This is a genomic window from Intestinicryptomonas porci (assembly GCF_033971905.1).
GTDB lineage: Bacteria > Verrucomicrobiota > Verrucomicrobiia > Opitutales > Intestinicryptomonadaceae > Intestinicryptomonas > Intestinicryptomonas porci.
In genome coordinates, this window is the sequence record NZ_JALBUT010000010.1 from 1 (window position 1) to 24,547 (window position 24,547).

Consider the following 24,547-nt stretch of genomic DNA (forward strand, 5'->3'; position numbering starts at 1 on the left):
CCGTCTTGTTTGTATTCCAACCTCGCAAAAAAGTCTCGACCTTTTCGCCAACTTCGTATTACTCTATAAAAACTAAACAGCATCAGAGGCATTGTAGGACTTCCGTCCTCTTTGCCTCCATTTTTTTTCTACTTCTTCTACCCTCATCCCACTACCTTTGACGATGAGCGTACAACACCCCGTTTGCAACTGCTTCATCATCAGGGTTCAACTGCTACGTTTCACGCTCAGATGTGCGAACAAACCGCAACATCGTCTCCGCAAAATCCGTTGAGGACGAAACCATAACATCACATTTTCAACGCGATATTGAAAATTAATAGGCTACGAGTAAAACCTCCGTTGATTTTTTTGAACTTAGAGCATATTTAATTTCAGGTGAATAAAATATATTTACTCGTTTATTTAAGCGTTTTAGGATGCTCATTAAATCTTCAATTGAAGGAGTTCCATTAGATCGATAAGAAACAACTAATATACTGTTACTAAATTTTATAAATAATTTTTCAAAAGCTTTAGAGATTTTTTCTGGATTATTCCATACGTTCGGTTTTTTTAGGAATCTTAGATGTTTACTCTCATAATCGATATTATTTCGCCAATTATCGTAGTCGACTATTCCATTTAAAAAATGGTAAAATTCTGCGTAATCTACGCCTATCCCTACTTCATTTAAATAAGGCGTGTCGATGTAAACAAGGTCGAAAGACCCCGAGATATCAAATACATCATTATTTTGAGATTTACATATTTCTCCATTATCAAAAATAGCAGAATTCGCCTCTTTGATAAATTTTCGAAAATGGATTTCAAAAGGAGTATCCCAAGTTTTTTTATTACCGAATGATCTTTTTACGTCTTTTAATCGGACATAAAGGTTTTTTCTATGAAATAAATTATATGGTCTTTTTATAAGACAGGATTGAAATAACGCAAAGAACGCAATAGCTTGCTTGTAAGGATTATCTATGGTTCTAATATTTGCAATAATAGTATCCAACCAAGCGTTTTCTTCTTCTGTATAGTAAATGTTCTTGAATGTGGTTGATATGAAATTTTTATATTTGACGGCTGAATGCTTACTTAAAATATAATCAATATCGGAATCTTGTATTAGAGTATCCCTGTTCTCAATTAGTGCCTTCCCAATAATATAATTGAATTGCAAAATATCATTATATGTTACTTTTTTTTGTTCTTGTTTTAAGCGAAATGAAACAGCTCCCGTTCCACCAAATGCGTCTAATACCGTATGAAATGGAATATCTTTTATGCATTCCCATATCCAATTAGCAAATCTCAGCTTGCTACCTTGATAACGAGTAGAGGGAAATTTTACGACTCGGTTTTTTGATTCATCAAACAAACATAATTGAAAAGACATTACTTTATGTGTTTAAAAGTTTTATATTCTGCAATATTTTTATAATATGGTCCACTTAGTTCGGCTGCTTTTGCCATATCTTTCGTCAAATAGTTTGTCCAATAGTCATCGAATACAGCTTCGCCAAGAGAAGCGAAAGTTCCGTTTCCGTTTATTAAATCTAAAATTTTATTAACAGAACCTATATTTTTTGTGTTACCGCTTCCAGGTCTATCTATTGCTATTTTCCATTTTTCTTGAACAAAGAATTTAAAATTTTTTATCACCGATACAATCTCATCCAACTCATCCAATGAATATATTTTCCGTTCGTCAATATCACGAATTGAGTCATATATCACCCCTAAAACAACATGCGCTTTATATTCTTCATAAGGGTGTGTAATATTTTTTACGCTCTTACGATCTCGAAAATAACCAGTAAATGCGCCTAATGTCATACCGTTAATATCATTAGAATCTTTTCTATAACTGCTTTTTAGATCCACAGCAAACAGATTACCATCCTCGTCTTTGAAGGTTATATCAGGATAAAAATTTTGTTCTTTTGTTAATTCAATTTCCAACTTGTTTTTAGAAGCGAACTCTAATATTTTAGGAAATATATACAATTCTATTATCTTCGATATAACTTTCGTGTCTGCTGATATTGTATAAATATTTTTATAGGTATCGATAAAACCCTTTACAACCCAACTACCATCTTCAGTGCTAATTTGGTTAGCAAATTCCTCTACTGTTTCACGAAGTAGTGTGATAAATGTTTCTTTTTTCATGCAATAAAATCCATTTTATTGTCATGTTCCCTTTTTACATTGTTATAGTCAACAAAAAACAATCTCCTATCATACCATAATAATCTTGACAAAAGGGGTTGTTTTGGGTTATAATAACGCCACTATGGCGAAGATTACAAAGAGATATTGTGGAGGTCGAAAATCTCCGTATCAACTTACTTGGTGTGAACAAGGAAGCCGTCATTCGCGTTTCTTTGAAACGGAGCGCGAGCGCGACGAATTCCTTCGGGCTAACGACTATTTGGAGAAGTCGTCTTTCCAATCCCTGATGAGGTTGGATATGGACACGATTTCCGACATTGCCCGAATCGAATCTATGCGTGGCAAAATTACATTCCGCGAAATTTGGGAATTTTGGGAACGAAACCATACGGCGAAACGCGTTCTTAAATTGTGGGACGCCTGCTATGAGTATTTGCGGGATATGCAGGCAAACGCAAAGGTAATCCGATCCCACTTCATTCACGTCAGGCGAATTTTGGAAGTGCTTGTTGAATCGTTCGGCGAACGTCAGGTTGAAGACATAACGCGCGACGAACTTGAAGGCTGGCTAAAAAACCTACCCTACGCGCCTATTACCGTCAAAAACTACCGTTCGTGCCTTTGTGCCACTTGGAGATGGTTTGAAAAGCACGAGCTTGTCTCAAAGAACGTTGCAAAACTCATCGACTGCCCGAATATCGAAATGGGTGAAATCGGCATTCTTACAGTAGAGGAAACCGAAAGACTTTTGCGGGCGAACGAAAAGATAGATCCCGAAGTTTGCGGGCTTATGGCGTTGGGGCTTTTTGCGGGAATGAGAACGTCGGCAATAGCAAGAGTCGCCTACGACGAAATAACAATGCGGCAAGGCATTTTGACTCCCGCCGAAAAGACCAAGAAAAATCGGCGCAACTACATCGAAAACCTGCCCGACAACCTCTGGGCTTGGCTCGAACGAACTCCCAAGACCGCCTTCGGTTGGTGCGAACGCAAATGGAAGAAGCGCCGAGAGAGTACCCTGCGCAGAGCGGGATTGCTCGTGAATGGGAAACAGTTAAAAACTCCAAACGAGAATGGCAAATTCCCACAAAATAGGATACCGCCCCACAATGCTTTCTGGCGCAGTTTCGAAAGCTAGCACGTCGCATGGAAAAGAGAGTTCCAAGATACGGCTTTGATAATGTCTCACCAAGTCACGGACATTCTATTCAAGCATTATCGCGGAATTGCCACAAAGGAAAATGCCGAGAGGTATTTTAATATTTATCCTAATAGTAAGTTGTGATGAAATTTTGAAGAATTACGGGTACAGATACTCGAATAAGATAATTCGACATCGCAAAGGCAAATAGGGACCCGACCCAGATTCTATAGGGTTATTCAGTAAATTTCCTTTGTTTATACGAACATAATAATATAGCAAATGCTGATATCTCGCTACAGTATTGATACTGCATAGAATTATTAAATTATCTAGCACCTTTGGGGGCATCACAAAATATGGATCTTAAGTATTTAAATGTTTCGTCATAGTACGAGGGTTTTCTTGTGGCATCATTATCGTCACCATAAGGCACAAATATCGCCATTCCTTGACGAGCGCGAGTAAGTAAGACTCTATATGCATTTTTTAAGTATAATTTCGCATCGTTAGAGACTATCTTTTGCCATTTATTCCCCTTGAAATTATTATATGTCCATTCTCCATCGTTAAAACGGAAATCCGCATCCCAAGCCACGATTGAATAATCGACCTCAAGCCCTTGAATATCGAACTCAGTCACAACATCTTCTAAATAATAACTAGATCTGACGTCATCCTTGGAATTCAAAAACCAATTTGCAACATCAATTTCATTTTTTACAAAAATACCCTCATGCTTTAGTCTCAATGCTCCACTACTTGCCAATAGTCCATAACGCGTTGTGCCATGACATTTTGATTTTATCCATTCCTTCGCTTCTTTTAAATTACGCGTCAGGAAAATTGGATATCTATCTTTTATTTTATTATATAAAATTTTAGCATTCTGTATGTCCATATCTAAAATCGATTTTATTAAAGCGGCTAAATATGGTGTTCTAAAAGAACGTACAGAGGTTGATAAATGTAAAAACTCTTCCTCATGGACATTTAAGCCTGCATACAATTCAGACAAGGTGCGATTTCTCGAATATTCAGAATCGTTTAGTTTTGGTGATACATAAACATCCCAATTTGGAAATGACCGTTTTATGGAATCAAGCCATTCAGGAAGTCCAGCTTCTCCTGTGTTTATTTCTTGTCCACCACCTACAAGGCATATAATTACAGCCCAGCCCTCATGACGATTCATTGTGCTGATTAAGAATTCGGGTTCACTGTATTCAAAGTTTGGAACACATTTTTTTGTATGCATAAATTTCTTTATCATATCATGCGTCCATGCCCTTTGCGCTTCGTCAAATATCACGACTCGTTCAGGAGGAACTATATCGTTATTAACAAAAGAATCTCTATATTTATGAATTATTTGTATAAAAGCTGCAGTCTTTCTAAGCGCGTCAGATTTTTTAACTTTTATATTATTTATTTTTGCATTTGCAATTGAGTCTCTTGCCAAAGCTTCTTGCAAGACTCTCACGAGTGGGAAATTTCCCGACAGAAAGACTGCATGTTCGCCTTCCTTTGCATCTGAACGCTTGATTGCAAGGTTTAATCCAACTAACGTTTTTCCAGCTCCCGGAACACCTGTTACAAAACAAATTGATTTTTTAGCATTTTGTTTACTAAACTCTATAATTTCTTCAATACGATTTGATGTTAATGACAAATTTATTGCTCCAGCATCGTTACGCGTAATTTCCTGAACACTATGTCCAGCATACAGAGCTTGTGCTGATTCAACTATTGTAGGAGTCGGATAATATTCCGAATTTTCCCAAGCTAAACAGTCTAATTCTGGTTCAGAAAACATGGAGGATATTTTGCAGATAACCTCTCCGATATTATTTTCATTACACTTTAATGGAGATATTATCTTTTCGTGTACGGAAATCTCACAAGTTATATGATGGGCTTTTGTAGGAATCATAATTGGCACTAATAATCTATTTTCGCTTTCTTTCTGAAAGTTTCTCAAATCTAGTGCGTAATCGTAAACCTGATCGACAGCAGCAGCTCTATATTCCGTATCGCCGCATTTGAACTCTAATAGAAAGACAATATTACTGTGTAGAAAAACAACATCAATTCGTTTACCTATCCTGGGAATTATATATTCAAAGATAATCCTTCCTGTGCTAAAATTAGCAAATTGCTTTTTTAATATGTCAATCTGAATACACCACGCATTAGTTTGTTGCTGCTCTAGGTTAGAGTTTTCTGAATTTGAACAAATGATCCCAAGAATCTCTTCCGTTGTTTGCCTTAAAAAATCTTTTATATCTGCAGAATAATATGAATTTTGTTTTCGCATATAAGACTTTCTTGATATATCTCTATTGTCTAAAAATAAAAGCCGTGTTAAATTTATTATTTAGGAAACAGATTTATTTATATTTTTATTTTCAAAACGCCAGTGCCTAACAGACGGTAGATGTTTTTAGATATTGTTGATTGTTTGTAAAGATTAAAGTTATTGATTCATTTACTAATTGCCCATAGGGGGCGGCGCACTTTAGTTCGTGAAGATAATCGCTTGGACTTTTCCAATTTAGTGTCTTTCGGGGACGAGAGTTGATCTCATTCAATGCAAATTTTAGTTCCCTTTCCGTCGCTTTTCTCAAATCCATTCCCTTCGGAAAGTACTGTCTCAACAATCTATTTGTGTTTTCATTGAGACCTCTTTCGTAAGAAGTGTATGGGGGGGACAAAGTATATTTCACTCCTTAATTTTTTACTTATATCTTCGTGATAAGCAAACTCCTTGCAGTTATCAAAGGTTATCGTTTTCACATTCATTCCGCGCAATAACTTTATTACGCCATTTTTCGTAGCTTTCGCATCCTTCCCTGATAAGTAAGTTACACATAGATACTTGCTTCGCCGCTCTACCAGCGTTAGTATCGCACCCTTGTGATTTTTACCCATTATCAAATCGCCTTCCCAATCCCCAAATCTAGATCTTTCACTATCTCAGGTCTGCTTTCTATGCTCACTCTGGAGACCATTTCTTCTTTAGAAAAGTTTCTAAAATATCGGCTTCATTCCCTCCTATTAGATATTTTTTAGGCTTGAGTAATAATCGCAAGTACGTTCGCATAAATGCTCTGCCATGCGTGTAAACGCCTTCAACACGATTGCGTGATAATTCACGGGATATGGTAGATTGCAATACCCCTATCGCATTTGCTATCTCCGATTGCCTTTGTTTAGCTTTACACATGTTCTCTATTACTCTTCTATCGTCGTATGTTAGACGGCGGTATTTCGGTTTTCTCATAGTGCTTTTCTTGGTCGAAAAACATCTACTCTACATCCCCTAAGCCGATTCTCTAACTCCTTTAGATTTTATGCACTGGAGATTTTAATTCGCGTTTCAAGACCGCTTCAAAATTAAAACAAATTATGCCGATTTTTATGTGTTTAAAAACAAGCATTTAACCGCTTTCTTGGAGAGTTTCTGAAAGCGGTTAAGCGCCTTTTACTTTTTTGCCGATTTTGGCGTTATCTTGGCGACAAAGCCGCCGCCCAATCTCGTCATTTTGATTTTTATTTTTGACGACGAGTTTACGTCCCTTACTTCGCGCTTGTAATCGAAGCCGACACGCTCAAAATTAACCCCGTCGGCAAAGCTTTCCATTGTAAATTCGCCTTTGGGCAAAAAATCCAAATCAAGCTCTATTTCCTTATCGACAGCGGACATCGCCCCGACATACCAATTTTTGCCGCTTCTTCTAAGCATCAAAACGTACTCGCCGATTTTTCCATCCACCACCCGTGTGTCGTCCCAAACGGTCGGGCATTGCGCCATAAACGCCGCGCAAACAGGCTCTTTCATATACGCGGAAGGGGAGTCGCAAAGCATTTTAAGGGGTTCAAAATAGCACACATACATTGCCATTTGATGCGCCCTTGTCCCCCTTGCGTTAGGCATACTCGGCATTGAATTTACATTCCCCTTTGTAAGGTTGCGCATGGCGCCGGGGGTATAGTCCATCGGACCTGCCAAAGAGCGCGTAAAAACAAGATCTACATTGTGCGATGGCGAAAGAACGCCGCCTTTGTTGTTTTCGCCGCCGCGCACACCTTCAAAGTTTATGACATTGGGATATTTTCTGTGAAGCCCCGAAGACGGAGCGCAGCCGTGAAAATCCACAACCAACTTGCGCTCTGCGGCAAGAGACGCTATTTTCTCAAACAAATCGACAGCCTGCTGGTCGTCGCGCTCCATAAAGTCGATTTTAAGCCCCGCAACGCCCCACTCTTTTGCCCTGTCCAAAATTTTTACGGCGTCTTTTTCAAACGGGCGTACAAGCGTCCAAAGAAGAATTTTTACGTTCCTTTCCTCCGCGTACTTCACAAGCTCTTTTATGTCGATTTTAGGTTGCATTGTGGCAACCAAATCGTTGTTGCCAATCCAGCCTTCGTCCAAAAGAAAATATTTCATGCCGAATTTTGAGGCGAAATCGACATAGTATTTATAGGTCGGCATATTCTGCCCCGCAACAAAATCGACGCCGAAAAGCCCCCAGTCGTTCCACCAGTCCCATGCGCAAGTCCCCGTTTCAATCCAAGAGGCGTCCTTTATCTTTGACGGGCTTGCAAGCTTGTATTGAATGGAGTTTTCGACAAGCTCGGCATCGGTGCGGGCAAAGAGCATCGCTCTCCACGGGAAAGTCCTCGCTGCGGAACTTTTTGCGATAAAGTCTTCTATGGATTTTGGCATGAAAAGCCTGCCCTTGTTTTCAAACTCCTTGGGATAAGGGGCAAACGCGCCCTGAATTTCCCCGTTTTCGGAAAACTTCAAATTCATCTTGGGATATTCGGAAACATCGGAATCCAAAATCGCCACTTTCACATTTCCCGCGTCAAATACAAACGGAAGCGCAGCCATTGGCATATGCTTTGATATTTCGCAAAGCTTCATTCTTCTATAGACGTCTTCAAACCAGCAGTGGAAAGAGCCTACTTTTTGGGGATAGGCGTCCATCGCGCCGTCAAACGGATATTTCGCAGTCTCGCTATTTACGATTATTTCGCCTTTCTTGTCGCAAATAAAGCGGTACGCGAAAGCGTCATCGTAGGCTCTGAATTCAACGGAAAAACCGTCAAACTTCAAAAGCAGGCGGTTGTAAGAATCCAAAATTTTGTTTTTGTTCGCCCAAACAGGATTTATTTCCTTTTTTACGGACGAGAACGATTTTGAAACGAACTTCGGATTTACCCCGAAGTTTCCCAAGCTTGTATCCATGGCAATTTGGCAGTTTTCCACAATGGACTTGCCGTCGAATTTTATCGAAAAACCCAAAGTTTTCGAAACTTCCACTTCTGCGTCCAGCTTTCCGTCCGGAGAGGAAAGCGGAAAAGCCTTTCCATGCGCGGACGCAAACATAAAACAAAAAAGCGCGAATATCCCCCATATTTTCATAATAAGTTCCCTTCCGATTTAAGTTAGCAGATTGAATTAAAATAAAAATAAAAGTTAATATATAAAAAAGTCAAGCCTGTTATATTTATGCAAAAAAAAGAGACCCTTTTTCGGGTCTCTTTCAAAATAAAACTTTTCTTTAATTAGCAGTACATTGCAAGAATTGCTTCGTAAAGCTCCTGCTTGCCGCTTGTCTGGCTTGGTTCGCCCTTTTCTTTTGCGTATTTTACCAAGTCTTCCAAAGACATTTTGCCGTCTTCAAAATCCTTGCCCTTGCCCGCGTCGAAAGAAGAGTAGCGTTCCTTAACCATATTGCAGAGCCTGCCGTCTTCAACGATTGCCGCAGCACTTTCAAGAGCGCGCGCTATTGCGTCCATGCCCGCGATGTGGGCAATGAAGATGTCTTCCAAGTCTGTCGAGTTGCGGCGTGTCTTGGCGTCGAAGTTTGTGCCGCCGTTGCCTAAGCCGCCGTTGCGAACGATTTGGAGCATAGCCTGGACAAGCTCGTACTGGTCGATTGGGAACTGGTCGGTATCCCAGCCGTTCTGGTAGTCGCCGCGGTTTGCGTCGATAGAACCGAGCATTCCGTTGTCAACTGCAACCTGCAATTCATGTTCAAAAGTATGACCTGCCAGTGTAGCGTGGTTTACTTCGATATTTACCTTGAAGTCCTTTTCAAGACCGTGAGCCTTCAAGAAGCCGATTACGGTTTCTGTATCGACATCGTACTGGTGCTTTGAGGGTTCCATCGGCTTCGGCTCGATTAAGAAAGTACCCTTGAAGCCGTTTGCGCGCGCATAGTCGCGGGCGGCTGTAAGCATTCTTGCCAAGTGTTCCTTTTCGCGCTTCTGGTCAGTGTTGAGGATGCTCATGTAGCCTTCGCGGCCGCCCCAGAAAACGTAGTTTGTGCCGCCCAAAGCGATTGTCGCGTCAATGGCGTTCTTGATTTGAACCGCCGCGCGCGCAACTACATTGAAGTCGGGATTTGTGGCGGCGCCGTTCATGTAGCGCTTGTGGCTGAATACGTTTGCAGTGCCCCACAAGAGCTTGATGCCCGTTTCAGCCTGCTTTTGCTTTGCGTATTCGACAAGAGCCTTCAAATTAGCTTCGTATTCTTCGATTGAAGAGCCTTCGCTTACCAAGTCAATGTCGTGGAAGCAGTAGTATTCGATGCCCATTTTCTGCATGAATTCAAAGCCTGCGTCCATTTTGTCCTTAGCAGCCTGAACGGGGCAAGCCGCGCCGTTCCACGGGAAAGATTTTGTGCCGCCGCCGAACTGGTCCGCGCCTTCAGCGCAGAGAGTGTGCCACCATGCCATGGAGAATTTGAGCCAGTCTTTCATCTTCTTGCCCAATACCACTTTTTCGGCGTCATAATAGCGGAAAGCCATTGGATTTTTGGAATCCTTGCCTTCAAACTTTATTTTTCCAACTGACGGAAAATATTCTTTTGCCATTTGTATTCCTTTGTTTGTTGATTGTTATTATTAAAAAATTCTGTTAACTGTGCTAAACTATACTGCACATTCAAATTGAAATGGAATAAAAGATATTTTTTGCCCTCTTGTCAACAATATTGATTGCAAAAATGAAAAATAACATATTAAAAAAAAGAGCGGAGCTTCGAAAAAACTATCCGAAACTCCGCCCTGCCATTATAACCATCTATCTTTTTCCATTGGCGGGAAAATTCAATTTTTGGCGGAGGCAAACCGCGCTTTTTTTGAAGATTCCCTTCGCGCAGATTTTTCCTTCGCCCCTTTCAAGTATTTCTCGATTGCCTCGGCTTCCGCATCTTCGTTTGACTTGCCCTTGTTTTCGTAATACTTGTAGTATTTCATGTCGTTTTCGTTCCAAGTGTTCGCCTCGTAATAATCCCCGCAATATGGGACGTAAAGGTCAATCCATGCGGCGAGCTTGTCGAGTTCCTCCCTCGTGATTTTGGTTTTTCCGTGCCCGCGCTTTAACATCGCAAGGAGCTCGCTTTTTGCCGCCCCCCTGTAATACGGTGGAAGAAGAGTCGGAATGGACTGCATTCCGGGCCAGTTTACAAGCGGATTTTTAAAGTCGGCAAAAGTAGGCTCTCCTCGCTCCATTTGCGGCTGCAACAAGTTGTAATAGGCGTCGTTAAAAATCCTCTTTGCCCTTTTGTTTTCAATGGGATAATTCAGGAGACTGAACGCCCTCACACTCTTTTTTTGGTTTTCGGCTTCAAGATCAAGCCACTTTTTGCCCTCCGTCTTCGCGAAAAATTCAACGCTTTTCTTTTCCTTGCCGTCTTCGGTCAAAATGCGGGCAACACTCCTGTCGTTATGGCACGAAACGCAGTGTTTGTCCAAAATCGGCTGAACATGCTTTTGAAAGCTGAAACCGCCCTTTATGTCGTAAAAAGGCTTCAACTTCTCGGGTTTTCTTCCTTTTGCAATTCTGAGCTTTATCGGGTTCGGGGTGTCCCTGTCGCCATGGCAGCCAAGGCAGGAATAAAATTCGTTCGGCTGCATGGCAGTCCATGAACGCATAGTGGTGACGGCGTTTCCGTTTTTATCTATGGGCTGAAAATAAACGGGCGTGCGGGCGGGGATTTCAAAATACACGCTGCCGTCTTCCGCGACATCAACTTCTCCCAAAATTTCCTTTGTGTCCCAAGACGCCTGCCCCAAACCGATGGGCGTGCATACATGGTTTGCGACCCCGACGCCGCCCTCGTTGTTTCTTCCGCTCATTCCGCCGACGGGCGCCCTGCGGTAGTCTATTTTAACGACCCTCACTTTTTTGATGCTCCCCTTTTCGACTCCCTCAACCCCGTCTCCGTAATAAATGTTGCGGATGAAGAGATAGCCCTTGTCCTTGGTATAATCCACCCTCGATTTTTCAAGTTCGGGAATTTTGCGCGGCGCAACGGCAACCGCCTGTTTTGAATCCAAATAATCATGCCTTGCCAATAGCTCGCGCCTGCCGTCATTATTCATTAGATAAAGCCCGTAAGGTAGCGGATAGGAGCGGTTGTCGGCGTCCATCTGCTGGTATGTAACCAAAAACAAGTTTTCTTCAATCGGAAACGGATACTGGAACTGCTCTCCCCTTTGTCCGTAGGCGTCAATTCTAACCGCCTTTTCCTTTCTGCGGGGCGCAAGAAGCTCGACGCCCGAATCCTCCTGCCTGCCCTTTGAAGTGTCGATTTCGGCAAGCTTGCCGCGCTGGGCTGTATGGTGGCCGTGCAAAGTAGCAATGTATTTTTTTGTGTTGGGAATTTGGCGCGCGTGGTTTATGGTGGTGGGATACCACGACTTGTTGCCGTAAACTTCCGTCTGGAAAGAGCCGTCGGGCTTCATTGAAAACAGGGCCTGCGTAAAAGTCTGCCCTCTGTCGTTATAATCCCAGCGCGTATAAATTACGTTTCCCTGCTCGGTTACCGTGGGATAAGTTGTGCAAACCTGGTCAAAGCCTACGCGGCGCAAAAAGGAACCGTCGGGCTTCATCATATAAAGGTTGCTGACTTCGGTCAGCCAGCAGTCGGTAGCCTGCTCGCACCGCGTCGAATTGAAGACAATCTCGCCCGTAGGCAGATACTTTGGCTCTATGTCCGCGCAAGCCCCGCTTGTGATTTGGCGTATTTTGCGGGTTTTGATGTCCATTTCGTAAATGTGGTAGTCGTCTTCAAGGGCGGACTTTTTCCAGGAAAACAGGATTTTAGAGCCGTCGTAAGAGACGTCGGGGTCGCGGATTGTTCCGTCCTTGTCCGAAAGCAAGACTTCGCGCGAAACAGAGCCGTCGGGCTTGACTTCAAGCATGCAAAGGGCGGAATCGGGCGCAAAACGCATTTCGGCGCGAGCGTCGGAAGCCGCTTCGGTATAGCCATAAAAACTCGGCGCAATCGGATACCTTTCAACATACACGAATTTGCGCGGCTTGCCGTCAAGCTTCGACAAGAAATCAATTCTTCTTGCCTTTGCAGCCTCCAAATAAGCTTCCGCACAATCTTTCAGCGTTTCTGCATTCGCGATTTTTTCTTTCAAAAAATCCTTTGGATTTTCTATTTCGCCCAAGGCTTTTTGCGCGAGACTTTTTAAAATTTCCGCCCTCTTTTTGGCGTCGTTTGGCAATTTTGAAAGCTCAAAACCGAAGTCCCGCATAAAGTGGTCGGCATCGACGGGGAAATTTTCGCCCATCATGCGCCAAAGCCAAAGATTTCTGGTCTTGTTTGCGCCTTCCGTTTCAAGTTCTGAAATGACATCGGCAAATTTTGCGGACCTGCCGTTTTTTCCCTTTTTGTAAAAAGGCATTACGTCTTTGCCCCAAGCCTCAAATTCGGAAAGAGCGCACCAGCCCTTTTTGCTCCACTTCAAATTGCGAAGCTCAACATAGGTTGTTTTGACTTTCGGAAACTTGAATTCTTGCGGCTCCACAACTTTTTTAAATTTGATTGGAACAGTCTTTTTTGAGTTGGAAAACGCAAGCTCGCCCCTTTCCCAATACTCGTCATGAGGAAAATCCGCGCGGAGCGTAAGCACGACTTTGTCAAGCTCAACAGGCCTGCCGAAGTCTATCCTAATCCAAGGGTTTTCTTCCTGTTCGGGCCCCCAAGAGCGGTGCTTCCAACCGCCATGCCCCTTGTTGTTGTCAAAAACTCCGTCAACGGCGTTTCTTGCCCTGAAAATCAATTCATTTCTGCACTCGGTGGAGGCGGTTATGTGCGGATAAAAAATGTCGTTTTCAGCAACTTTATCTTGAAAGTCGTAAGGATTTAACGCCAAGTTGCGGTATTCTGAAAGCTCCTTGTATGTCGGCGGAGACATTCTGATGTCTGTTCCTCCTTTCGGGATTTCCTTGCGCTCATCGCTTGAAACCTGCTCGGAGCTTGGCAAAGTAAAAAACGCCTTCCCGTTCGGCATGTAAATTATCGACTCCTTCAAATTGTCGCCGACTTTTACCTTCAAAAAAAGCTGTGAACCGTCCTTGCCGGCAACCCCGAATGTCGTCGGAAACTTCGGATGGACATTGTACCGCCAAAGCCCCGCCGCGTCCGGTTCGCGATTGTCGAATTTTTCCTGCTCTGAATTTTTGACAAGAAGGCGCAAATTCATATAAGAATCGCCAAACCGCGGAGAACCTTTGCGCACATAAGGCTTTTCTTCCGCAGACACTCCGAAACAGAAGACGAATGCGCATGCCGCCAAAACAGTTTTTACGATAAAATTTCTCATAAAATCCCTCCTTTTTTCAAAACCCGCAATACTGTTTGCAAATTTTGAAACTTAGTTTTAATATATTGAAAAGCTTTGTCAAGCCCAATGTTTCAAAAAAGCAAAGAACATAAAATGATATTGTAATTTTTTCTCAAATATGCCAATGATAAAAATAAACTTATTTCATATTATGACAAAAAACAAGACGCCGCAAGTCACAAAAGCAAACAGAAAACGCTACGAAATCCCAAATTTGAGAAAGGCGTTCGAAATTTTGGAAATGCTGTCCGAAGAACGCGGGGGCATTACCTTCCCCGAAATGCTCGAAAAAATAGAATGTAACAAAACGTCGCTTTTCAGAATTTTGATGACGCTTGAAAACATGGGCTATCTGCGAAAGAACGCCGAAACCGACGCCTTTTCGGTATCCCGCAAAATTCTCTCCCTTGCATACCCCGCCCTCTGCGACGCAAACATAATAGAAGAAAGCCTTGACGTTGTCCGCAATCTGCGCGACGAAATCGGCGAAACAACAATGCTCGGCGTTCTCTTGGACAACGAATGCGTAATGGTCGAGCAGGAATACGGGCTTTCATCGTTTAATTTTATAGGCAAACTCGGCATGAAAAGCCCCCTGCACGCCTCCGCGCCGGGCAAGGCATTGCTTTCCGCACTACCCAAGCCCGATTTGGAAAAGCTGCTTCCAAAAATAAATTTTGAAAAGTGCGCAAAAAACACGGTTGAAAACGTGCAATCTTTAAAGGAGCAAATTGAAAAATTTTCAAAACTAAACTACGCATACGATGCTTCAGAAGCCGTTGACGGCGTAAATTGCGTGGCTTCTCCCATTTTCGACGCACACTCTTACCCTGTTGCAGTAATTTGGATTACGGGACCCGCGCACAGGATTTTGGAAAGCGAATTTGACGCTCTTGGCAAAAAAGTCCTCGCAAGCGCGGCAAAAATCTCCGAACGATTGGGATACATAGCGTAAAATGGATTTTAACGGACAGCTTTCGCCATCGAAAACTACTTCCATTCTGCGGGAAATCGGGCATTCCCCCGTAAAGAAGCTTGGGCAGAATTTTCTAATAGACGCAAACATCGTAAGGAAATCATTAGAGCTTGCTGAGATAAAAAAGGGAGATTTAGTAGTTGAAGTGGGCCCCGGGCTTGGAACATTGACGGGCGCGCTCTTAAACGAGGGCGCAAATGTCTATGCCGTAGAGCTTGATAAACGCCTGCATGCGCACATCGCCGAAACTTTCAAAGACTGCCCAAACTTAAACCTTATTTGGGGCGACGCCGTGGAACACCCGCTTGCCGCCCTTCCGAAAGAGGCAAAAAACTATAAAATAGTGGCAAACCTCCCCTACGCAATCAGTACGATTTGGCTTGAAAAAGTGCTTTCGGGAAATCTTCCGCAAAAAATGACGCTGATGCTGCAAAAAGAGGCGGCAATGCGCTTTACCGCAAAAAATTCATCAAGCGAATATTCGCCGATTTCCATATTCCTAAATTCGGCATACAAGGTAAAATGCGCCCATAAAGTCTCGGCTTCCTGCTTCCACCCGCGCCCGAATGTCGATTCCGTTTTGCTTGCGCTTGAAATTCTGGAAACGCCTTTCGTTTTTAAAAGCGAAACAAAGGAACTGATACGCAAGATATTCTCGCGCAGGCGCAAGCAGATTTTTTCCATACTCAAAGACTTGAAAGACGAACGCGCATTAAAGTGGCTTGAAAACATGCCCGAAATAAAGCCCTCCGACCGCCCCGAAACAATCGCGCCGGAGCTATGGCGCAAACTCGATAAGTAATGTTGCATATTATCATAAAAATTTTGGCTTTTGCGGCGTCATTTTATTTTATACTGATGATTGCTGCGTATTTTCTCGCGGACAAAATAGCATTCCCCGCCCCGAAACCATCTTACGAATTGTCCGAAAAATACAGGATAATCGATGCTCCGAACGGAGGTAAAATCTGCACGGTGTTTTTGAAAAACCCAAACGCAAAATACACAATTTTGTTTTCGCACGGCAACGGGGAAGACTTGGGCGAAATCGAAAAAAAGCTTGAAAACCTGTATAACCTCGGCTTTTCGGTTTTTGCCTACGACTACTTCGGCTACGGGCAAAGCACCTTGAAATCATCTGCCAAAAACATTGAAATCTGCGCAGAAACAGCATGGCAGCATCTCGTAAAAACTGAAAACGTGCCCGAGGACAAAATCATTATTTTCGGATACTCGATGGGCTCTGCGCCAAGTTCATACATCGCCTCAAAACACAAGCCGCGAGCCTTGATTTTGATGGGCGGATTTGCCTCCGCGTTCCAAACCCAGCTGCCGGTAAACATCTTCCCGTGGGACATGCTAAACAATGCGAAAAAAATCGCCAATCTGCCCTGCCCGGTCTTGATTTTCCACGGCACAAAAGATTGTATTGTAAGATACCATAACGCTGAAATTCTTTATGAAAAGGCGTCTTGCCCGAAATATCTGATTTCAATAAAAGGCGCGGGACACTACGATATTCCCTATTCCGCGCCCAAAGCCTTTTTTGGCGGCATAAAAAACTTTGCAAATACTCTCGACCCGAACGTCGAAAACGCTATAAATGCAAGTATTAAATCAAAACAATAATTTGCCTTATGAAAAGCGCAGCTGTAATTATTTTTGAAAATTTTGAGGAAATCGAGGCGACCGCGCCAATCGACATTTTAAGGCGCGCAGGAATAAGCGTGTGCGTTGCCACAATGAACGGCGAACTCGAAACTGCGGGAAGAAGCGGCATAAAACTCGTTGCAGACAAGCTCTTTTCCGAAATAAAAAACGACACCTTCGACGCCGTAATAATATCGGGAGGTCCCGGCACTGCGAACGTCTCCTTAAATAAAGACTTGCTCGATTTCATAAAAAAGCACGACCTTGCAAACCGCATAGTGGCCGCCATCTGCGCCGCGCCGACCGTGCTGAAAAACGCGGGCGCGCTCGTTGGAAAGACCTGCGCCTGCCACACTTCAAAAGAAGCGGAACTTTCGGAGCATCTCGAAAAAGGCAAAGATGTTGTTTCAAGCAAAAACGCCATAACTTCAAGGGGAGCTGGAACAGCTATACAATTTTCGCTTGAAATCGTAAAAACGTTGCTGTCAGAAAAAATCGCAAAAGACATCGCAAATTCAATTTGTTTTTAAGCCATGCTCGACGAAGACGTAATTTTAAAATCAACGCGCTACATAAATGAGCGCATTCTTATTTTCAACATAGTTGCAATGTCGCTTTTGCCCGCAATGTTTTTCGGCGGCAGTGGCGCAACCGCGTTAAGCCTCATATTTTCGCTTGGGATAATCGCCCCGATAAATGTGTTTACCTATCCGATAAACTGGATTGACGCCCCCGACTTTTCGCGGACAAAATACGCGGTATGCGTTCTTCCCGTCATTATTGCCTCGGTAATCGCAATATACAGATTTTTCACGCCGTCTATTGCCTACACAAACTTTGAGCAAATAGAAGCATTGCGCATGGTTTTGGAAAATTCGCAAAATCTCTTTACAAGCGCGGCGACGTCGTTTTTCGATGCAGTGTCAGACAACATCGTAGTACTTTCATCATGCTTTGCCGCGTTCTCGATTTTCATAATAACAAAATCGCGCTTCGTAATAAAGACAATGCTTATGTGTTGCGCGGCGGGCGTTGTTTTGTTTTCCGCAATCGGGCTTATATTGGACGCACTGTACGCCCTCGACGTTCCTGCAGTGAAAAGGATTTACACTGACTTTGCATTCTTCACTTTCGCAGACAAGACGGAGTTTTCGTTTTACGCCTACATTTGGGCAAGCGCGTTGCTTGCGTCGGGCATTTACACATTCCAGAGGTTCAGCTTTCAAAATCTTTTCGGAAGCCTGAGGTTTTTAATCATGCTTGGCTCAATTTTTCTTTTTGCGGTGTCGGTTTACACTTCAAGCGAGTTTTTCAAGCCTTTCATATATGCGACAGCGGCTTTTATTTTTGTAGTTTACACTTTTGACGTTTTCCCGACAAAATCAAATTTAAGGCGGCACAACAAACGCCTCATTGACCATTCGTTCGGCACAATGCTTAAAGCGTCAACCCCTGCCGCGATTTATATCATAATGGCGGCGTGTTCGATTGCGCTTTGCGCTTTCTCCGCAAAGCCCGCAATGGATTTCCAAAACGCGCCCGAAAGAGCGGAGCTTAAAAAGTTGGACGCCGATGCGATGGACGCCGCATTGGAAAAACAGCTCTTCGGCTGGGGAGGAGGAAGCTTTCAAAACGTAATGGCGATAAGACAGGGAGACGACATAGAAAATATCGCCCATAACAAGGCTTCTTCCGACATCATTAAAGCGTTTTTGGAATACGGATTTTTGGGAATTGCAATGATTGCCTCAATGCCTATTCTCCTTTTTATTTACATTTTTGCAAAATTCGGCATAAGCAAGTCGCAGGCGATAATGCTTGTGCCCGTTGCAGTGCTTGCCGCGCTTTCCTTTGTTTCGACACCGTTTTTAAGCCCGTCAGTAATAATCAGCTTCTGGATTTTGTCAGGCTCCATAATCGCCTGGGGAAATTCGGAAATCATTTAAAATGCAATTGCCCCCTGTTTTGTTTGCGTCGCTTGGCGGGGCATTGGGAGCCGCAATCCGCTTTCTGTGCCTCGAAGCCGCATCTGGGTTTCTAATATTGCCGATAAACGTTTCAGGCTCGCTTATTTTCGGATTTGCAAGCGCATTCATAAAGGACAAAAACATAAAAACCGCAATTACATCAGGATTTTGCGGCGGTCTTACAACTTTTTCAGGCTTTGCGGCATTCTTTTGCAAAATATCGGAAACTTCGTTTTTTGAAGCCGCAGTGTTTGCTTTTTTAAATTTGACGCTCTGCGTTATTGCGGTTTTCTGCGGAGAATTTCTCGCAAAAAAGAAAGGCATCTTATGCAAACGGCAGTCTTGACTTTTATGTGCGCAATCGGAGGCGCGGCGGGAAGCGCGCTAAGGTATGTACTTTCATCTAAGCTTGACAAAAAATTCCCGTGCGGAACCCTGCTTTCAAACATTTTATCTTCCGCATTGCTTGCCGTTTTGATTGCAAACGCCAATTTAAATTCCGAATTATCCGCGCTTCTTGCGGCGGGATTTTGCGGGGCTTTTTCCACATTTTCAAGCTTCGCCTTCCAAGTCTGCAAAATGATAAAAGAAAAAGAATTTACACTGTCAGCAATATACGTTTTTTCGACATTTGCAATTCTTGCGGGCGTCTGCGCGGTTTTAAGTTCCGTCTAAAAACCGAAAATTCCTTTTTGAGAAGCGCATTCCGAAGCAAAATCCATTGCGCTTCGGAAGTCCGAAAAACCGCACTCCCCTTTTTCAGCGAGAGCTTTTATAAGGCAAGCCAAAACCAAGTCTCCACAGCCTGTCGCAAAAACCCTGCCGTGGATTTTTCGAGGGATAAACGTTTCCGTTTTTGCGCCAATGCCGGCATAGGCAGTCTCCGCCCCGTTTGTAACACCGAAAAACGCCGCCTTTGTCTTGGCATTTAACTCGCAAAACGAAGAAGCGGAAAAAGCGCGAATTTCATCGGCGTTGACTTTTAAAATTTCCGATTTTTCAAAAAACAAATCTTTTAATGGCTCTCCGTAAGTGTCGCAAACAAAGCGCATTTTAGTTTTTTCAACCAGGGCTTTCAGCGCGGAAAACTTGGCATTTGTCCAATTCGGAACGCTTCCGCAAAGAGCCAGTATGTCTCCGCTTTCCGCGCGCTTTGAGATTTCCGACATCGCAATTCCAAAATCCGCGTCTGTCAAGAGCGCGTCTTTTGTAAAAAACGAAGTCTCCGAATTTTCGTCCCTGCACACAAATCCCGAGCGAGTTTCAAAAGCAGTCTTTACCGGCAAAAATTTTATGCCTTTTTCAGACAAAAAATCCCCGCACCGCTCGCCCGTCCTTCCGCCCGAAAAAATAACGGCAGTCGCGTCTAATCCGAACTTCAAAAGAGCCGCCGCCACATTCACGCCCTTGCCCCCCACGCAAAATTCTGAAGCTTGCGCGCGGTTTACCTCCCCAAACCTAATCTCTTTGAAATCGAGAGTGTGCTGGGCGAGAAGATTGCAAGTGAGCGTAAAGATTTTAGGCATTTTTAAAGGGACTTTAATGCTCCGACCATGACTTCCGCCGCGCGCTCCAAATATTCCTTCGAATGCGCAAGGCTCATAAAGCTTACTTCAAAAGCGGAAGGGGCGATGTAAACTCCGCCTTCGAGACACTTGTTGAAAAATTTTGCATAAAGCTTTGTGGAAGAGCGCATTGCAATGTCGTAATTTGATACTTCCTCATCGTTGAAAAACACCGAATAAAGAGATTCCGCCTGCGGGACTTGCAGGGCAATTCCCTTTTCTTTTGCCGCGCCTTTCAACGCCGAAACAATGAAATCCGCCTTCGACTTCAATTCCGCGTACGGATTAAGCTCCTTCAACATTTTAAGAGCTTCCGCGCCTGCCGCCATCGCAAGCGGATTTCCGCTCAGAGTTCCCGCCTGATAGACGTCTCCGCTTGGCGAAAGATGCTCCATAATTTCGCGCTTACCAGCAAAAGCCCCTACGGGAAGCCCGCCGCCTATTATTTTGCCGAGAGCGCACAAGTCGGGAGTTATGCCCAAAAGCTTTTGAGCACCGCCCGAAGAGAGCCTGAACCCCGTTATCACTTCATCAAAAATCAAAACAACCCCGTATTCCGAGCACAGCATGCGCAGTTTTTCGAGATAGTTTTTCTTTGGCAAAATAAGACCTACGTTTGCGGGAAACGGCTCTAAAATGACAGCCGCAATCTCGCTACCCTGTGCTTTGAAGCAATTTTCAAGGGATTGCAAATCATTGAAAGGCAATACGATTGTAAGGCGGGCAAAGTCGTTTGGTATCCCTGCGGAATTGGGAGTGCCGAAAGTGATTGCGCCACTGCCCGCCATCACGAGAAGGCTGTCAACATGCCCGTGGTAGCAACCCGAAAACTTAACGATTTTATCCCTCTTGGTAAATCCCCTCGCAAGGCGCACCGCGCTCATCGTCGATTCCGTTCCCGAATTTGTCATGCGCACCATCTCAGCACATGGAACCATCGAAGTTATGAGGCGCGCCATTTCAAGCTCCCTCGCGCACGGAGTCCCGAAGCTCGTCCCGTTTTCCAATGCGTTCATTATGGCGTTTTTTATGCGGGCGTTGTTATGCCCGAAAATCGCGGGGCCCCATGAACACACAAAATCAATTAGGGTTTTTCCGTCCTCGGTCTTGATTAGGCAGCCGTCCGCCCTGCGCGTAAAAAACGGCGTTCCGCCAACTCCGCCAAAAGCCCTGACGGGGGAATTTACGCCGCCGGGAATGATTTTTTTGCATTCTCCAAAAAGATTTTCAGAATTCATAGCTTTTCCTGTCTGTCAATGCAACTCTTCTGCCGTTTCCAAAAGACGAGATTGTAAGGCGCGGAGCGGGCGGCAACTGCCTGCGCTTGTACTCCGAACGTTCGAATTTTCGCACCACGTCCTCTACGACTTCCCTTGCAAAGCCCATTTTTTCGATTTCCGAAACCGACAAGTTCCCCTCGATGTAAAGCCTCAAAATGGAGTCCAAAACATCGTATTCCGGGAGGGAGTCGCTGTCTTTTTGATTGGGGCGAAGCTCTGCCGACGGCGGCTTTAAAATCGTGTTTTCTGGAATTTTTTCGCCGTCTTTATTGACATACCTTGCGAGCTTAAACACATCTGTCTTATAGACGTCGGCTATCGGGGCAAAGCCCCCGCAAGTGTCGCCGTAAAGAGTGCAGTAGCCGACGGCGCATTCGCTCTTGTTGCCCGTCGCAAGAACCATCGCGCCAAGCTTGTTTGAAATTGCCATCATCAAAAGCCCCCTTGCGCGGGACTGCAAATTTTCCTCAGTCACGTCCCTTTCCAAACCCGCGAATATTTTTTCAAGCGCCTTTTCGGCTTCCGCGACAACTCCCGCTATGGAGATTTTGTCGTAGCGCAAATTCAGATTTTTCGCCAAGTCCTCGGCGTCGCGCACGCTGTGCCCGCTTGAAAATTTGGACGGAAGAGAAATGCCTATTACATTTTCCCCGCCGAGCGCGTCTGCGGCAATCGCGGCAACCAGCGCGGAGTCAATGCCGCCGCTAAGCCCCAAGGCGACTTTCTTGAAGCCGCTTTTTCTCACGAAATCGCCAAGCGACATTTTTAGCGCGGAGTAAAGCTCCGCAGTCTCGTCAAATTGCGAAATCTCCGTTTCCCTTAAATTCTCAGTGTCGAAAACCGCAAAATCCTCACCGAATTTTTTTAATACGCCGCAGTACTTTCCCTGCGCCGACAAAACCGCGCTAAAACCCGCGCATACCATTTCGTCGTTGCATCCCACCAAATTGCAAAAAGCAACAGGAGCGTTCAATTCTTTGGCGAGATTTTCCAAAAGTTTAAGCCTCGCCGCCTCGTTTTTCGGCGACCATAACGAAGCCGCGACATTTATAACCAAGTCGCAATTTTCCGCTTTGAGCATGTCAACGGGGCGATTTCTATCGGCATACCGCGGCGCAGTCTCCGCGTCAAGGCTCCAAATATCCTCGCAAATAGTAAGCCCGATTTTCTTGCCGTTTAGTTCCACAACCCCGACTTTTTCGCCCGCGTCGAAATTGCGCGGCTCTTCAAAAATCCCGTAGTTTGGCAAGAGGCACTTGTCGTATAAGCTAACAACCCTGCCGCCGGAAATAAACGCGAGGCAGTTGTACGCCCCGACCGCCTTTTCAGACTTGCGCACAAAGCCCACAAAAGAGGGAATTTCGAGTTTGCCTGCAAGAAGCTCCAAATATTCGGCGTTTTTTTTGATAAATTGTGAAGACTTGGTTTTATCTTTGGGAAACGCCCCCGATAGCGCAAGCTCGGGAAAAATCGCAAAATCAGCCCCTCTTTCTTTGAGCAACTTTGCCGCATCCAAAATTTTACGGGAGTTGCCTTCAAAATCTCCCGTTGTAGTGTTTATTTGTGCTATCCCTATTTTCATGGATAAAATTACTTTCTAACATCGAAAGCCGTTCTTCAAGCTTATAATTTGCACAAAAAAACCCCTGCAAAAACAGGGGTTGGAGAAATTGGAAATTTTACTTGTTGCGGGACTCGTAGTAGGCGTTGATTTTTGCCGCAACGTCCTTGTAGCCGATGTCGCTCGAATAAATTTCCTTGTATTCGATAAACGCCTTTTCGGGATTGTTCATCAATTCGTACGCGCTCGCAAGCTCGTAGATGATTTCCTTTTTGGCGTCGTTCATGGTAAGGCTTTCCTTCTTTGCGGTAATGAGCTGGTCCACCGCGAGGTCGTACTTTTTGCCGCCGATAAAAGCCCTGCCCAAGCCAAGCAGAGAAAGCGCGCGCACTTTCGGATTACGCTGGGAAAGCTGGAACTGCGCGATTGCTCCGTCCAAGTCGCCATCTTCAAGGAGCAACTGCCCCAAGTTGAAGCGGAAATTAAAGTCGTTCGGGTAGCGTTCAACCATGCGCTTTGCGTTTTCCAAGCGGAAGGCATGCTCTTCCTTTTTCAAGGCTTCGTATTCCTTTTTCGCATCCGCGTCGTCCGGATTTGCGTCGAGTTTTTCCTTTACGGAAGATATGCGCATGTCCATATCGCTCAAAACCAAGTCCTGCTCGAGCTTTTCCAAAGTCGTGTCTGCCTGACCCATGGGCAAGGTGCGCGCTTTTTTGATAAATTCCAAAGCTTCGCCAAAACGCTTCAAGGCGCGCAAATGCTGGGCAACGTCGCGATACAAATTGATGTTTTCGGGATCGCTTTCAAGCTGCTTCTTTTCGCGCTCGACCATGTTTTGCAAGGTTTCCTCGTCGTTTGCGATGCGGTTTTCAGCTTCGCGGTTCACGGTTTCGTCTGCATCCTTGATTTTAGTGCGGAAGTCGCCTTCTTCCTCCCACTTTTCCTTAAGCATGGTCTTCACGACGGAAGCTTCGCGCATCAAGTTTTGGGCGTCGCCGTTTGAGGGTTCGGAGCGCAAAATGGTTTCGCCGACCCTCATTGCGTCGTCGGGATTAAGGCTCTTTACGAGAGCCCTGCCCCAAGCCATCAAATTCTTAGTGTTTTTCGGGGAGACGTCGGCTATGTGCTGGTAGCATACAGCCGCGGTTGACCAATACTGCGCCTTTTCTGCCGCGCCCGCCATTGCGTTCAAAACGGATACGTTGTAGGGGTTCGCCATCAAAAGTTTTTCGCCTTCAGCCAAAACTCCCGCAATGTCGCCCTTCTTTGAAAGCGACGACGCCTTAACCGCAAAAACCGCGCCCGAAAAAACGCCCGTTAGATTCTTTATGGGATTTGGCTTGCCCGCGGCTTTCCTCTGCGCCAAACGCAAAATCTTGCGCACTTCCGAGCAGGCGGGATACTTTGCAAGAATGCTTTGGCAAACATTTAAAGCGTAATCGGGGCTGCCTTTTTCAATGGAAGATTGGGCAGTGTTCAACTGTTTGATAAAGCGGGGGTCGATGTCTTTTAAAAGCGTTTCAACACCGCCGTTTAGTTCTTTTCTTTCTTCGGACATAATAAAATAGATATGTTTTAAATATAAATT

At 44.4% G+C, this 24,547-nt stretch carries 20 protein-coding genes; 8 read left to right on the forward strand and 12 right to left on the reverse strand.

Annotated elements, in window-relative coordinates:
- Positions 1-316 precede the first annotated feature (316 nt).
- Positions 317-1,384 carry a DNA adenine methylase gene (locus tag MOX91_RS08280; RefSeq protein ID WP_370397613.1) on the reverse strand — a complete coding sequence of 356 codons (1,068 nt, stop codon included), beginning with the start codon at positions 1,382-1,384 and terminating at the stop codon, positions 317-319.
- A complete protein-coding gene (locus tag MOX91_RS08285) occupies positions 1,384-2,160 on the reverse strand; it encodes a type II restriction endonuclease (protein ID WP_370397614.1) in 777 nt (258 codons plus the stop codon). The genes MOX91_RS08280 and MOX91_RS08285 overlap by 1 nt, the downstream gene beginning before the upstream one ends.
- A 124-nt stretch (positions 2,161-2,284) precedes the next feature.
- Between MOX91_RS08285 and MOX91_RS08290 the strand changes: the two genes are divergently transcribed.
- Positions 2,285-3,301, forward strand: coding sequence for a site-specific integrase (locus MOX91_RS08290; RefSeq protein WP_370397615.1), 1,017 nt, complete (start codon positions 2,285-2,287; stop codon positions 3,299-3,301).
- Positions 3,302-3,632: 331 nt separating this feature from the next.
- On the opposite strand, the gene MOX91_RS08295 is transcribed toward MOX91_RS08290, so the two are convergent.
- The 6 genes from MOX91_RS08295 to MOX91_RS08320 form a co-directional block, all read right to left on the reverse strand.
- Positions 3,633-5,621 carry a DUF2075 domain-containing protein gene (locus tag MOX91_RS08295; RefSeq protein ID WP_370397616.1) on the reverse strand — a complete coding sequence of 663 codons (1,989 nt, stop codon included), beginning with the start codon at positions 5,619-5,621 and terminating at the stop codon, positions 3,633-3,635.
- A 356-nt stretch (positions 5,622-5,977) separates the two neighbouring features.
- Positions 5,978-6,235: a hypothetical protein gene (locus tag MOX91_RS08300; protein WP_445972130.1), complete on the reverse strand. Its 258-nt coding sequence runs from the start codon at positions 6,233-6,235 to the stop codon at positions 5,978-5,980.
- A 64-nt stretch (positions 6,236-6,299) separates the two neighbouring features.
- Positions 6,300-6,587, reverse strand: a complete 288-nt coding sequence (locus tag MOX91_RS08305; RefSeq protein WP_370397617.1) for a helix-turn-helix domain-containing protein — start codon at positions 6,585-6,587, stop codon at positions 6,300-6,302.
- A gap of 201 nt (positions 6,588-6,788) precedes the next feature.
- The gene (locus MOX91_RS08310) at positions 6,789-8,735 is read right to left on the reverse strand and encodes a glycoside hydrolase family 97 protein (protein ID WP_370397618.1); all 1,947 of its coding nucleotides are present in this window, start codon (positions 8,733-8,735) and stop codon (positions 6,789-6,791) included.
- Positions 8,736-8,878: 143 nt separating this feature from the next.
- Positions 8,879-10,192 (reverse strand): xylose isomerase, encoded by a 1,314-nt coding sequence (xylA, locus tag MOX91_RS08315; protein WP_370397619.1) that lies wholly within the window; start codon positions 10,190-10,192, stop codon positions 8,879-8,881.
- 234 nt (positions 10,193-10,426) lie between these two features.
- The gene (locus MOX91_RS08320; protein ID WP_370397620.1) at positions 10,427-13,939 is read right to left on the reverse strand and encodes an HzsA-related protein; all 3,513 of its coding nucleotides are present in this window, start codon (positions 13,937-13,939) and stop codon (positions 10,427-10,429) included.
- A gap of 172 nt (positions 13,940-14,111) precedes the next feature.
- Between MOX91_RS08320 and MOX91_RS08325 the strand changes: the two genes are divergently transcribed.
- Genes MOX91_RS08325 through MOX91_RS08355 form a run of 7 tightly spaced genes read left to right on the forward strand, consistent with a single transcriptional unit; the run spans position 14,112 to position 19,228 of the window.
- Positions 14,112-14,915 (forward strand): IclR family transcriptional regulator, encoded by an 804-nt coding sequence (locus tag MOX91_RS08325; RefSeq protein ID WP_370397621.1) that lies wholly within the window; start codon positions 14,112-14,114, stop codon positions 14,913-14,915.
- A gap of 1 nt (position 14,916) precedes the next feature.
- Positions 14,917-15,738 carry a 16S rRNA (adenine(1518)-N(6)/adenine(1519)-N(6))-dimethyltransferase RsmA gene (rsmA, locus tag MOX91_RS08330; RefSeq protein WP_370397622.1) on the forward strand — a complete coding sequence of 274 codons (822 nt, stop codon included), beginning with the start codon at positions 14,917-14,919 and terminating at the stop codon, positions 15,736-15,738.
- Positions 15,738-16,565: an alpha/beta hydrolase gene (locus MOX91_RS08335; RefSeq protein WP_370397623.1), complete on the forward strand. Its 828-nt coding sequence runs from the start codon at positions 15,738-15,740 to the stop codon at positions 16,563-16,565. Before rsmA ends, MOX91_RS08335 begins: the two co-directional genes overlap by 1 nt.
- 8 nt (positions 16,566-16,573) lie before the next feature.
- Complete coding sequence (locus MOX91_RS08340) at positions 16,574-17,116, forward strand: DJ-1 family glyoxalase III (RefSeq protein ID WP_370397624.1); 543 nt, start codon at positions 16,574-16,576, stop codon at positions 17,114-17,116.
- A 3-nt stretch (positions 17,117-17,119) separates the two neighbouring features.
- A complete protein-coding gene (locus tag MOX91_RS08345) occupies positions 17,120-18,532 on the forward strand; it encodes an O-antigen ligase family protein (protein ID WP_370397625.1) in 1,413 nt (470 codons plus the stop codon).
- Position 18,533: 1 nt separating this feature from the next.
- Positions 18,534-18,899: a fluoride efflux transporter FluC gene (locus MOX91_RS08350; RefSeq protein ID WP_370397626.1), complete on the forward strand. Its 366-nt coding sequence runs from the start codon at positions 18,534-18,536 to the stop codon at positions 18,897-18,899.
- Complete coding sequence (locus tag MOX91_RS08355) at positions 18,881-19,228, forward strand: fluoride efflux transporter FluC (RefSeq protein WP_370397627.1); 348 nt, start codon at positions 18,881-18,883, stop codon at positions 19,226-19,228. The genes MOX91_RS08350 and MOX91_RS08355 overlap by 19 nt, the downstream gene beginning before the upstream one ends.
- Here the strand turns inward: MOX91_RS08355 and MOX91_RS08360 are convergent.
- The 4 genes from MOX91_RS08360 to MOX91_RS08375 form a co-directional block, all read right to left on the reverse strand.
- On the reverse strand, positions 19,225-20,079 hold the full coding sequence (locus MOX91_RS08360) for a PfkB family carbohydrate kinase (RefSeq protein ID WP_370397628.1): 855 nt from the start codon (positions 20,077-20,079) through the stop codon (positions 19,225-19,227). The two genes, MOX91_RS08355 and MOX91_RS08360, sit on opposite strands and share 4 nt — an antisense overlap.
- A 2-nt stretch (positions 20,080-20,081) precedes the next feature.
- Positions 20,082-21,356, reverse strand: coding sequence for a glutamate-1-semialdehyde 2,1-aminomutase (gene hemL / locus MOX91_RS08365; protein ID WP_370397629.1), 1,275 nt, complete (start codon positions 21,354-21,356; stop codon positions 20,082-20,084).
- Complete coding sequence (locus MOX91_RS08370; RefSeq protein WP_370397630.1) at positions 21,346-22,980, reverse strand: NAD+ synthase; 1,635 nt, start codon at positions 22,978-22,980, stop codon at positions 21,346-21,348. The genes hemL and MOX91_RS08370 overlap by 11 nt, the downstream gene beginning before the upstream one ends.
- 97 nt (positions 22,981-23,077) lie before the next feature.
- Entirely contained in the window at positions 23,078-24,517 is a 1,440-nt protein-coding gene (locus MOX91_RS08375; protein WP_370397631.1) for a tetratricopeptide repeat protein, read from the reverse strand.
- Positions 24,518-24,547 lie beyond the last annotated feature (30 nt).